This window comes from Paenibacillus sp. sg306046 (assembly GCF_059821225.1).
The window spans coordinates 140,371-152,382 of sequence record NZ_JCAMRT010000016.1 but is presented as its reverse complement, the minus strand read 5'-3'; the positions used below and the strand labels follow the sequence as shown (position 1 = coordinate 152,382).

Sequence of the window (12,012 nt, the reverse complement as noted above, 5' to 3'; positions counted from 1 at the left end):
ATCCCTAAACGTGTTGACATCCATCACATAATCAGGCTCATACACACTCATCCGGCTAAGCGCATCCGCCGACTGCGGCAGCCTCAATGAAAACTGCTTGATGCTGCGCTCATAATCGTCGATCAACCGCCGGGACTCCGCTGCCAGCTGCGGCTGGGGCAAGGGCAGGGTCGGCTGGGCAGCATACACCCGATCCGTTACCGTCCTGCCAGCTGCCTGCTTCGCAGCAAGCTTGGCCGGGCCAGACATCTTGCTCCGCCACTGAGCCTTGCGTGCCGACAAAGCTGCCGCCTCGTCCGCAATCTGCTGCTTGAGCTCCGTTCGGCTCTCGCTTTCCGCGAGCCGCTGCAGCCCGTTCAACTGCTTGCCCAGTCGCCAGAGCTGAAGTCTGGCCTCCCGGTCCGGGTCAAGCGCTCGCTTGCCGGACGGCTTGAGCTCCACCGGCTGTGACTGCGCGTCCTCCATGATCTTGGCGGGCTTGACCGGCGGTTGCGCTTGTATGGCCTCCGTTTGTACAGCCTGAGCAGCTACTGGCATACTAACGCTGCCTGCCAGTACGCTTGCCGCCAGCAGGGCATACAAGCTTAAACGTAAGATAGCTTTCATTTCTGCCTCCTTTGCTTCAATAAAATATATAATTCACCAGGAAATTAACCTAGTTAATTTAAATTTTACAATTTAACACCAATATAACAATAGGTTGGAATTATCGTTTTCTGGTACATTTTTTGTACCTACTTAAATTTTAAGCCTTATCCTTTATACTTAAATTAGGCATAATTAATGGATTAATTTCCATCCCATCTTGAATAAGAAAATACTTACAGCATTCAGGGAAAATCAGCAGAGGACAAAAAAATACATCCAAACCGGAGCCTAATCACCAGCGTGCCCAAAACAAACAGCCGGACACCGCAAAGTGTCCAGCCGCTACCGAAAAAACGATCATTTTGCTATAACATCGTGCTGCTGCACCGGCAAAGTCACCCGATACTTCACCCCATGCCCCTGCGCTGCGTTCATCTCCCAGTTGCCCTTCAGGTAGTTGACCCGCCCCTTCAACTGCTCCATGCCAAAGCCCGACCGGCTCGTATCCTGTCGCGCAGGCTGCTGCGGATCAAATCCGATGCCGTCATCCTCATACAGCAGGCAGAAGCCGCCGCCCTCTGAAGTCATTTTAAACTTGACCTTGGAGGCTTGCGAATGCTTCTTCGCGTTATTCAGCCATTCCTGCACGATCCGGAAAATATGCTTTTTCGTGTCGAGATCCTCAAATTCAATGATTGCAGCATTTTCCGCAATAAATTCAATCTGAAACGGGCTTCCGTAAGATTCCTCATCCAGCCATTTCTGTACCGTCGCAACCAAACCAATCTCACTTAACATAAACGGATTTAATTCAAAGCAGCTTTGCCGCAAATTCGAATTGATTAGCTCTACAAAATTGATCATATTGTTGACATGCGCTTGCTCGTCCGGGTTCAACTCGACTTTTTTCAGCAGCGCGGCAAATCTTCGCTTGAGAAAAAATAAATCCTGCATCGTCGTATCATGCAAATCACTTGCGATCCGAATCCGCTCAGCCTCCTGCAACTCAAACATCAGCTTGCGGAACCATTGAATCCCCTGCGCCTCCCGCTCGTCCGGAAGCTGGGCAGCCAGATGCTGCATCCGGAGCGTAAGCTTGCGGATCAGATGCAAATTTTCCAGGCTCACCGCCAAATAAGTCGTGATCAAGCGCAGCCACTGCACTTCTTCCTTCACAAGCCGTACATTTGTTTTCTTCCTCGTCAGCACAAGGTAGCTCACATAATCCTCATGCCGGGTAATTTCCAGACATGTATAATTGTGATCCTTTTCAAGCGCCGAAGCCGCCACTAGCCGCTTCAGCTCCTCTTCATCAATCGTCCCTTCACAGACGGTTTCGATGACATTCACATATTGAAATACGATCGCCCCTCCGGCTACCTCTAACGTCTCCACGATATCCTTTAAAAGCAGGTCCTTCAGTTCAGCCAGGCTTGAAATGGTTTCCATTCGCTTCGCCATCTTCTTCAGTGCAGATTGCAGCGCAAATTTCCTGGGGAATACGACCCGTTCCAGCTTGGTCATTAAATATTCCGCTGAATACAACACAAACGCCATGATCCCCGTCGAAGCTCCAAACACAAACAGCAGGTGCCGGATATCGAGGAGCTCCGAGAATATAGCCGCATACAGCCCGGTAAAAACAAGGCAAGGCACAACAGCCAGCACCAGCGAAAATAAAAACCGCCGAAACACATTGCCGATATCATACAGCTGATCGGTCATAATCAAATAGGCGAAGGAGATGGGGAAAAATAAAATAAACAGACTGGTATATCCTGAATTTACGATTTGACTGCCCGTTAAAATTTTAGGCAAAATTGAAAACGCTATGAATGGCAGAAACGAAATCAACAAGCAAGCCCATACACTTTTAATAATTGTTGATAAATAGTTTTTTTCAAGTCGATGTTTAAAAAAGAAATAAGCCAATACAGTCAGGTTGAACATACATCCCAATACGAAAAGAGATAGCGTCAACGGGTTATGCGTTAAATAGGCGTAATAGGCCAATGAAGGACTAAAGTATAGCAGACGTAGACAAACAGTTGCTGCTACAATCATATAAAGATACTTTAAAAATCCTAAAAATACTTGGATGTTCCCTTTTTCTTTAATGAAAACAAGCAGAAAATGCAAAAAAACAACTTGCAGCCCAGTCATTAAATTTGCAATTAAAAACTTGCCCAAGGCGTCTCCTCTTATAGAGGCTCCTCGACTAAGCCAAATCAATCCACAAGTTAAAAATACGATCGCAAGCAGCCTGGCTGATTGCGAATGCGGCATTTTCATAAAAAGTAACACAGCCATGACTAAACTCAATGAACCGCCTAACAATGAAACCATATCATTCCAGGAGACGCCGCCTTCGTTGATCACTATCTCCCTGATCTCACCCGCTCGGGAAACAAGCAGTTGCTCAGCCTGTTCAATCGTTCTCCACTTATAAACCATCGGAGATTGTTCAGGTGGCTTCCGATCAATTTGAATGATCTCATCCCCAACATTTAAATGAAGCTGAGCACCTATGCCGTCTCGGTCAATCTCCTTAATAACCCATTGCTGCTGCTTATTGATATCCAAATATATTCCAATATACGAATAATTAACAGAAATATTTAAAAACCAAGCCAAACATGACGAAAGAACTAAAATTATAAGTCCAACGTACAGTTTATTTTTCATGGTAGCTACCTCTTTGCGACAAAATTTGGTACAATTTAAATGAATCTAACATCCGAGAAAGCGGTGAGTGTGTATGCCAGTCATTCAGTTATCCAACGAGCTACCCCATGCAATCAAACAAATGAAAGAACTACGTAGTAACTCTAACATGAAATCTGCTCAATGCTGCTTCAAGACGATTAGTGATGCTGAGATAAGAGCTGTTAACGAAATCGTAAACCAAAAAAACATAAGTGCCCGGAGATTATCCGCCCATGCGGATTGGTAGATGCCCCTTAGTTATATTTTAACAAAATAAAAAATAATTGTATATTTCCTTTTTCAATATTTTTCTACTATTTAAAAATAACACAAGAATAACCTAGAAATGAATAGTCCAGGTTATTCCCCGTATTTCGTCCCCATAATGATCCAATCGTTCATACAAGAAAACGTTGCTTTCCATATAGTATACTTACTGATGAGCTACTATTATTTCCCTGGAGGTTTGTCAGGAGCTTTCATTGGGAAGCAATGCTGTCGACACTTATCTTTCTTTTGATGCTCGCTGTCTTTGTCTTTTTGGTAGTTAAGAAATGGATTGGAAAATAAACAAATGAGAGGAAAGGTGTAAAACACACTTTCCTCTCATTTGTTTAGATACCAGCATATAACTCCGCAGATCTTCGCGTATTCCTACAAATCATCAATCGAGCTACTGGATCGAAAACTCATCCGGCACATATTCAATCTGCGACTCGGCAAAAATCGTCAACTGCTTGCGCTCCAGCTCGTACGACACTCGGCCTTCACTGACATAAAACCACGTCTTTACAGTCGGGCGATCCGGAAATTCCCGGAAAATAAACACATTCAGCTCATTTTTCCACTTCAGAATTTCTTCGACCGGACCATCCAGCTCCGTCTCGATAACAAACTTCCAGCCATCACCATCCGGCGTCACTTCATAAGCAAGCGGCCGCTGCCCGGTATGAATAAAGCCCCGTCCCCCGACTGCATGCTTGACCAGCAACGTTTCTTCCATCATACGTCCTCCTCTCTTAGGGCAAATCAATCAGCATCAGGAAGCTATCCGCCTCCGCTTTGAGCTTCAATTCATGCAGCTCACTAATGCGGACCGTATCGCCCTCTGTCAAAGCGACATCAGCCAGCCCGAAAGCTCCTTCAATCGCGTATACATAAATATGCCGCCCCTCTTGCTGGCGGAATTCTACCTCCATTCCCGCTTCGATCCGGCTCAAGTACACCGTCATATCCTGATGAATCGTCGCCGCGCCCTCAATTGGCCGGGAAGAAGCGACCGGCAGCAGCGCATTATGCAAGCCTGTCGGCGAATAGGTACAAGTTTCGAAGGATGGCGTCAATCCGCGCTCTTGCGGCATAAACCAGAGCTGGAGCAGCCGCAATTCTTCGTGCTCGGATGCATTGTATTCGGCATGCACCAGCCCGCTTCCGGCTGACATCCGCTGGACTTGACCCGCAGCGACAACCTCATTGTTGCCCAGATTGTCTTCATGACGAATCGCTCCGTTTAAAATGATACTGACAATTTCCATGTCGCTATGCGGGTGGGGTCCGAAGCCTCGCCCGCCGACGAGTACATCGTCATTGCACACACGCATGACGCTGAAGCCGGTATTATCCGGATCGTAATAGTTGCCGAAGGAAAAGCTGGGACGGCTCTGCAGCCAACCCAGATCGACCGCTGGCCGGTCGTCAGACGGAATAAATTGAATCATGAAGAACCTCCTGCATCAGCTGTGAATTTGCGCGGTTTGCGTAGAAGTTGGCCGTGCCTTAGCGTTTGCCTCGCACAACCTCGCTTAGGCTCTATTATACGTCAGCCGTCCGGATCTTCACAATGCAGCCGCACGCCGTTTGGAAGCTGCTACTGGATAGCAGGCTTTTCAGGTTTATGTTGGATCGCCATAATTTCAGCCTCGGACAATCCGGAGGCCTTCGCTATAATTGAGGTTTCCACACCAAGCTTAAGAAGTTCCACGGCCATCTGCATAGCCTTCTTTCTCTCGCCACGGGCTTCTCCACGGGCTTCTCCACGAGCCTCTCCCTCGGCTAACGCTCCCTCAATCATGGAAGCTTCGTCGTGCAGATATTTTTGTCTGTCTTCATACAATCGACGAGCCTCCTTATCCTAACTAAGGAATTCCAAGGTGTCCATTGCTTTTTTCAACACAGGTTCGTTCACCGTCAGCACCTCCCAATTCGATTTATCGACACCTTTCAGGAAAAGCAGCCAATTCACTAATCCACCGCGTTCAACAGGAACGGCATAATCGTCGAGCTTGGGCAATTCGAGGAAATGCAGCTCCATGTCATCATGCAGCGGGATCCCACTCCGGTCTTCGCGCAGATGGAAGACGTTGTGGTACTGCGTGTTAGGCAAAAAGGAATAATTCAAAATGTTGATGGCTACACATTTTTTCAGCATTTTATATTTCCACATTAATGAGTTCACCGTCCGAGGTTTTACCCCGGATATCCAGGATAGACTGTTTGTCCTGAGGGGCATCCTTTTCGGTATAAGGATTCAGCAAGGTGATCTCCGTTAAAGGCAAGCCTCCAGCTTCATCCTTAGTATAGCACGCGCGCAAGTTCTAAAACATACGAAGCAGACACGCAAATAAGAACTCGCGTGCCTGTCTGATATCCATATTAGGTTAGTTAGCCGACAGCGACAAGTCAAACATCCGGTCGCGTTCGCACACCAGTCGGCCCTCGACCACCTGCAGCTCCGCCACCTGAATGGACGAACGGCGAGCCGCATACGTCGAGGAGGCCGCCTCATGATGCTCCCGGTCCGGGTGCGTGAAATAAAAGATGTAGGCGCGTCCGTCCTGCACAACCACGTCCGCATGCAGCCCGATCGTGTTGTCGTCGGGACGCACGCCCGGCTGGTCAAGAATCAAGCCGTTCCGCTCCCAGGTTGTCAAGTCATCGGATCGGTAGACGCCTTGGCCCCGCCATTCATCGACAATCATCCAGTAGCTGCCGCCCAGCTCAAATACATTCGGCCCTTCATGCGCCCGATCCGTGATGACGGGACCGATAACGGTCCATGTGTACAAGTCCGCGCTGTCCGCCGCATACGTATGCGAGTGATGTTCCTCGTCCTTGTACCACATCCGGAATCCGCCTTCCGGCAGCGGATAAATACAGGCGTCAATGACCCGGTCCGAGCTGAGCGGAACCGCTGCGATAAAGGTCCAGTTCAGCAGATCGGCGCTTGTATAATGGTACAGCTGCCGCTTGTGTCCGTACCAGTCATCCGGCACGCCCTGAATGTACGACACGTACATATGGTACAGCCCATCATGCCAGATGATTTCCGGCGCCCAGAACGTATTGCGTCCCCATTCGGTTTCCAGCCCTGTCAGCGTTCCGCGGTATACCCAGCTCGCTCCCCCGTCACGCGACGAAGCTACGCCCAGGTCGGTGCCATGAACCCAGGCAAACTTGGGTCCCTCGGCAGTTGCCCGCCGGTTTGTATAAATCATCCACCATTCCTGTGTTTGACGATTCCAGATCACGACCGGATCGGCCGCTCCGTCAAACACAGGGTCACGAAATAATGGAGCTTTCATCGACCTATTGCCTCCCTGTCCGCTTTTAGCCGCAACGCTTAGCCGTGCCCTTCGTTACCCGACAATCAGCGCATACACGACGCCGGGTCCATGGACGCCGATCGTCAGATCGTTTTCAATATCTGCCGAACGGCTTGGCCCGGATATGAAGTGAATGCCTGCGGGCAAGCCTTCCCGTCCGGCAGCGTCGAAATTCACCAAAATTTCGCCGAGCCGTGTTTTCAGCCGCTCAACCGGAATAATCGCAAACAGGACGGTCGGCAGCAAGCTTACCGATCTGCCCTTGTGCCGGGAGGAAAGCACGGTGATCGAGCCGGTATAAGCCGCCGCGTAATCGGCCAGCACGACGCCGAAGTCCGATTCGGCAGCGCGCGCCTTCCAGTTTTCCTGAGCATCCGTGTTCCAGACGCGGACGCTCGCCTGCTCCAGCGCGGTCTCCAGACCAAGCTCCGCCAGCTGCGGCTCGTCCTGACGAATGACGTATTTTGCGCTCATCTCGCGCGCCTTATCCGCAATAAAGTCGCGTACGCCGTCCATATCGGCCATACGCTGCACGTGACCGCCGACGCTGCGGAAATTGTCCGTGAAGCGCTGAATACGCTCCTCCAGCGGCCATTCAAACGTCGTCCAGAAGTCGGGCGCGCCGCGCAGCGGCCGCACCGGCTTCTCCGTGACGCGAGGTCTGTTCAGCTTGGCGGCAATGCCATTCATAAACTGCTGCTGCTTCACTCGCGATTCCTGCTCCATCCGGGCCAGCCAGGCCTGATGCTCCTGCGAAAGCTCGCCGGCCTTATTTCCCGTCCGCGTTTCAGCCATGACCGTGTCCCCCCTTCTTGTTGCCGCGCTGCTTCATAATCGCTTCCATCCGGCTCTTGATCGCCGGGTCCATTTGCGTCAGGCCGCTGCGGATTTCCTGCTCCAGCGTGCCCCACTGCTCGCGGAACGTTTGCTTGGGCAGCAGCGGCGTTACCCGGTAGCTGTTCCAGCCCTTGAGCGGCCCCAGCTTGATGCGGATGCCGCCGTCGCGGGCAACCAGCTTCTGGCCAAGCTTGCCGAGCTTGAGCATCGCCCCCATCCGGCCGGACTGTCCGGTAATGGCCGCAAAGCCTTTCATACCGATCGTCTCCATCTTGTTGTCGTAGCCCGCTTCCACCTTGCGGCGGCGGAGCGAGACCAGCATATCGTGCAGCGGAATTTTGACCGGACACGCCTCATAGCAAGCGCCGCACAAGCTGGACGCATTGGCGATATCGTCCCATTCCGCGACATTTTTTTGCAGCGCAGGCGTCAGCACCGCACCGATCGGTCCGCTGTACGTGCCGCCGTACGAATGGCCGCCGATATGCCGGTACACCGGACATGCGTTCAGACAGGCGCCGCAGCGGATACAGTTCAGCAGCTCCTGAAACTCCGGATCGCCGAGCTGCAGCGAACGGCCGTTGTCCACGATAATAATATGCATCTCCTCAGGACCGTCGGCATCGTCTGCACGCTGCGGGCCGGAAATTCCCGACATATATACCGTCAGCTTCTGTCCGGTTGCAGACCGCGGCAGCAGCGTCGCCATGACCTCCAGATCGGCCCAGGACGGAATGATGCGCTCCATGCCCATCAGCGTAATCTGGGTTTTGGGCACCGTGGAGACCATTCGCGCGTTGCCTTCATTTTCGAACAGCACCATCGAGCCGGTTTCGGCAATCGCGAAGTTGCAGCCTGTCATCCCGATCTCCGCTTCCAGAAACTTCTCGCGCAGCTTCTTGCGTACAAAGCCTGCCAGCACCGTCGTCTCCGGCGGCAGTGTCTCGCCCGCTTCCTTGGACAGCAGATCGGCAATCTGAAACCGGTTCTTATGAATCGCCGGAATGATGATATGCGACGGCGTCTCGCCAGCCAGCTGAATGATGTATTCGCCGAGATCCGTCTCGACCGCTTCAACGCCGATACCTTCGAGCGCGTGGTTCAAATGCAGCTCCTCGGATACCATCGACTTCGACTTTACGACCGACTTCGCCGCTCTGCCCTCCGCAATCGCCAGGGAGATGCGAACTGCGTCGGCCGCCGTATCGGCAAAATGCACATGGACCCCGTTTGCTCGCGCCTGCTCCACGAACAGGTTCAGGTAATAATCCAGATGCGCAATCGTATGCAGCCGGATTTGCCGTCCGCGCTCGCGCCAGTCTTCCCAGTTGCCGTGTTCCTCGGCAGCCTTCAGCTTGCCGCTGCGCAGCCGCTCGGTCGTAAATTTCACGGCCTTGCGCAGAAATTCGTCATTCAAGGCCAGCTCCGCCCGTTTCTTGACGGTTGCGCCTGCCGGATGGGTCGCACTCATGCCTGCTTCACTCCTTCATATAACAGCTCGGCCAGATGCATCACCCGCACCGGCTCGTTGCGATAGCGCAGGTTGCCGGCGATATTCATCAGGCACGCCATATCCAGACCGACGAGCACCTCGGCTTCCGTCTCCTTGATATGATCGACCTTCTCCGTCACCATCGCGCCGGATATATCGGCCATCTTGACCGCAAACGTACCGCCGAAGCCGCAGCAATCTTCCGCAAAGGGCAGCGGCACAAACTGCAGCCCGCGCACCTGCTCCAGCAGCGCCATCGGCTCGTCCTTCACGCCAAGCAGACGGCTGCCGTGACAGGACGGATGGTACGTCACCGTATGCGGGAACGCCGCACCAAGGTCGGTAATCCCCAGTACCTGAACGATAAATTGCGTGAATTCATACGTTTTGTCGCGCAGCTGCCTCGCCTTCTCCAGCATAACCGGATCATCCTTAAACAGCTCGGCATAGTGGTGGATCATGTACGTACAGGAACCGGATGGCGCAATTACGAAGTCGCTGGACTCGAAAGCCTGGACAATCGTCCGCGCGCTCGTCCGCGCCTCGTCCCAATATCCGCTGTTGTAGGCCGGTTGGCCGCAGCACGTCTGCACCGTCGGGAATTCCAGCTCTACGCCGTAACGCGCCAGCAGACGGACCATCGCTTCCCCGACTCTGGGGAAAATCGCATCGCTCAAGCAAGTAATAAACAAGGAGACTTTCATCATGCACCTCTCGTGTAAGTGATGTTGTCAGGTTATCAGATAAGTTGATACGTTTATTATAACGTGCCGTCATTTATTTGAACACTATTTTTTCATCACCCGCAATTTTGTCCATCCCGAACACATTTTGTACACTTCGTTCACAATTTAGTCGTTTCTGGCCACAACGTTTTCCGATGAACAGCAGTATAATAGTCCAAATACCTATCTCACTTAGGTTTGAGTACCTATACTACAGATGTAGAAACGGGGCGACTGTCATGGAGCAAACAAAAAAAACTACCTTATGGAAGCTGAACATTCGCAAAAAACTGCTGCTGACTTGTCTGGTACTTCTGCTAGTCCCGATCGCAGTACTCGGAGCTATCGTCTATCGAACGGCGGCAAACGAAAACAATGAGCTGATCGAAAAAAATCTGCGCAACAGCGTACGTATGACCATTGAGCTGACGACCTTCTATGAGGAGGCAGCCAAGTCCGGCGCCATGACGGAGCAACAAGCCCAGGAGCAGGTAAAGGAATTACTGCTCGGACCGTTGACTAGCGGCAGCCGTCCGGTTAACTCCCGGATTGACCTCGGGAAGCGGGGTTACTTTTTCGTCGTGGATGACAAAGGCACTGCCATTGCCCACCCGACGGTAGAAGGACAAAATCTGTTCGACAAGCAGGCCAGCGACGGCTTCTTCTATATCCGCGATATGATCGCCAAAGCCAACAATGGCGGCGGCTTTACCAGCTATGTATGGCCGCTGCCGGATTCCACGAAGGAGGCCTTGAAAATCTCCTATGCGGAGCGCAGTCCAGCCTGGGGCTGGATCATTGCCGCCGGCTCTTATTATGACGACTACAATGACGGACAGACCAACATTCTGAAGACGATTCTGATTACGTTAGCCGTCTGTTATGTCGTCGGCGCCGTCATTTTAACCTTGCTGTCCATCCATATTTCCCGGCCGATTATCCGGATGTCGCGGCAGGCCAAGCAGGTAGCGACCGGCGACCTGAGCAAGCATGATCTGCAGGTCCGCAACAAGGACGAGATCGGCGAGCTGTATGCCTCCTTCCAGGTCATGTACGAAAACCTGCGCGTGCTCGCTTCCAGCCTGCTTACCAGCTCGGACACGTTATCCGGCGCCTCGCGCCAGCTGTCGAGCGCCACCAAGGAAACGACCGAAGCCAGCTCGCAAATCGCCGAGGCTGTTCATGAAGCTGCCTCGACCCATGAACGGCTGTCATCCAGCGTGAAGGAAAGCTCGCGCGCGATGGAGGAAATCGCGATCGGCATTCAACGCATTGCCACAACCTCGGTTACGGTATACGAAGCATCGGTCGATACCCGCCAGCAGGCCGAGGAAGGCCAACTGCTGATCACGCGCTCGATCGAGCAAATTCATGCCGTCAGCGCTGTCGTCACCGAGCTGGTCGGCATTGTGCAGCAGTTGGAGCAGCGCTCCAACCAGATCGACGACATCGTCCGGATGATGAGCGAAATCTCCTCGCAAACGAACCTGCTGGCGCTGAACGCCTCCATCGAGGCTGCGCGCGCAGGCGAGCAAGGCCGCGGCTTCGCCGTCGTCGCCAGCGAAGTGAAAAAGCTGGCGGAGCGGTCAACCGTTTCCGCCGACCAAGTAGCCGAGCTGATCGACTCCATCCGCTTCGACATTACGTCCGCCTCCGCTACGATGAGCCGGGGCGAACAGGAGGTCGCGAGCAGCGTGCAGTCGATTCGCCAGACCGGAGACGCCTTCTCGCTGATTCTTGGCGCCGCCCGCAGCATCGTCGAGCAGACGGAGGAATCGTCAGGCGCCGCCGAGCAGATGTCCGCCGGAGCCCAGCAAGTCGCAGCGTCCTTACAGGAGCTGGAGCGTATATCAGCTCAGACCAACGTGATGGCGCACACCATCTCGGCCTCGACGGAGGAACAGATCGCTTCGATGGAAGAAATCAGCGCCTCCGCTGAATCGCTTCAAACGATGGCGGGCGAGATGCAAAAGCTCGCTCACCGCTTCAAGCTGTAGCGCGTCAGGGACGTACGCGCAGTCAGCGCCGCAGAACCCAGCTGTGTTCTGCGGCGCTGACTGCA

The 12,012-nt window shown here is 52.7% G+C and carries 9 protein-coding genes and 1 pseudogene; 1 reads left to right on the top strand and 9 read right to left on the bottom strand.

Translation table 11 applies throughout. The features are described 5' to 3' along the window. The 9 genes and pseudogenes from AC6ROY_RS17355 to AC6ROY_RS17315 form a co-directional block, all read right to left on the bottom strand. The coding region (locus tag AC6ROY_RS17355) for a hypothetical protein (protein ID WP_500101831.1) at positions 1-606 on the bottom strand (606 nt) is incomplete at its 3' end. A gap of 339 nt (positions 607-945) precedes the next feature. Then, positions 946-2,406: a sensor histidine kinase gene (locus tag AC6ROY_RS17350; RefSeq protein ID WP_500101830.1), complete on the bottom strand. Its 1,461-nt coding sequence runs from the start codon at positions 2,404-2,406 to the stop codon at positions 946-948. A gap of 1,561 nt (positions 2,407-3,967) precedes the next feature. Then, the gene (locus tag AC6ROY_RS17345) at positions 3,968-4,297 is read right to left on the bottom strand and encodes a hypothetical protein (protein ID WP_500101829.1); all 330 of its coding nucleotides are present in this window, start codon (positions 4,295-4,297) and stop codon (positions 3,968-3,970) included. Between the two features lie 16 nt (positions 4,298-4,313). After that, positions 4,314-5,012 (bottom strand): pirin family protein, encoded by a 699-nt coding sequence (locus AC6ROY_RS17340; RefSeq protein WP_500101828.1) that lies wholly within the window; start codon positions 5,010-5,012, stop codon positions 4,314-4,316. Positions 5,013-5,161: 149 nt separating this feature from the next. After that, positions 5,162-5,861 (bottom strand): annotated as a pseudogene (locus AC6ROY_RS17335) (Rpn family recombination-promoting nuclease/putative transposase); the annotation flags it as partial. A gap of 90 nt (positions 5,862-5,951) precedes the next feature. Next, entirely contained in the window at positions 5,952-6,875 is a 924-nt protein-coding gene (locus AC6ROY_RS17330) for a glycosyl hydrolase (protein ID WP_500101827.1), read from the bottom strand. 54 nt (positions 6,876-6,929) lie between these two features. Beyond that, a complete protein-coding gene (locus AC6ROY_RS17325) occupies positions 6,930-7,691 on the bottom strand; it encodes a LutC/YkgG family protein (protein WP_500101826.1) in 762 nt (253 codons plus the stop codon). Beyond that, the gene (locus AC6ROY_RS17320; protein WP_500101825.1) at positions 7,684-9,204 is read right to left on the bottom strand and encodes a LutB/LldF family L-lactate oxidation iron-sulfur protein; all 1,521 of its coding nucleotides are present in this window, start codon (positions 9,202-9,204) and stop codon (positions 7,684-7,686) included. The genes AC6ROY_RS17325 and AC6ROY_RS17320 overlap by 8 nt, the downstream gene beginning before the upstream one ends. Beyond that, the gene (locus AC6ROY_RS17315) at positions 9,201-9,929 is read right to left on the bottom strand and encodes a (Fe-S)-binding protein (RefSeq protein WP_500101838.1); all 729 of its coding nucleotides are present in this window, start codon (positions 9,927-9,929) and stop codon (positions 9,201-9,203) included. The genes AC6ROY_RS17320 and AC6ROY_RS17315 overlap by 4 nt, the downstream gene beginning before the upstream one ends. Before the next feature lie 260 nt (positions 9,930-10,189). Between AC6ROY_RS17315 and AC6ROY_RS17310 the strand changes: the two genes are divergently transcribed. Then, positions 10,190-11,947 carry a methyl-accepting chemotaxis protein gene (locus AC6ROY_RS17310; RefSeq protein ID WP_500101824.1) on the top strand — a complete coding sequence of 586 codons (1,758 nt, stop codon included), beginning with the start codon at positions 10,190-10,192 and terminating at the stop codon, positions 11,945-11,947. Positions 11,948-12,012: the final 65 nt, after the last annotated feature.

What these genes read in the sequence shown, in the direction of transcription:
- AC6ROY_RS17325 (WP_500101826.1), bottom strand. Translation starts at nt 7,691, where the DNA reads ATGGCTGAAACGCGGACGGGAAATAAGGCCGGCGAGCTTTCGCAGGAG.
- AC6ROY_RS17345 (WP_500101829.1), bottom strand. Translation starts at nt 4,297, where the DNA reads ATGGAAGAAACGTTGCTGGTCAAGCATGCAGTCGGGGGACGGGGCTTT.
- AC6ROY_RS17320 (WP_500101825.1), bottom strand. Translation starts at nt 9,204, where the DNA reads ATGAGTGCGACCCATCCGGCAGGCGCAACCGTCAAGAAACGGGCGGAG.
- AC6ROY_RS17315 (WP_500101838.1), bottom strand. Translation starts at nt 9,929, where the DNA reads ATGAAAGTCTCCTTGTTTATTACTTGCTTGAGCGATGCGATTTTCCCC.
- AC6ROY_RS17330 (WP_500101827.1), bottom strand. Translation starts at nt 6,875, where the DNA reads ATGAAAGCTCCATTATTTCGTGACCCTGTGTTTGACGGAGCGGCCGAT.
- AC6ROY_RS17340 (WP_500101828.1), bottom strand. Translation starts at nt 5,012, where the DNA reads ATGATTCAATTTATTCCGTCTGACGACCGGCCAGCGGTCGATCTGGGT.
- AC6ROY_RS17310 (WP_500101824.1), top strand. Translation starts at nt 10,190, where the DNA reads ATGGAGCAAACAAAAAAAACTACCTTATGGAAGCTGAACATTCGCAAA.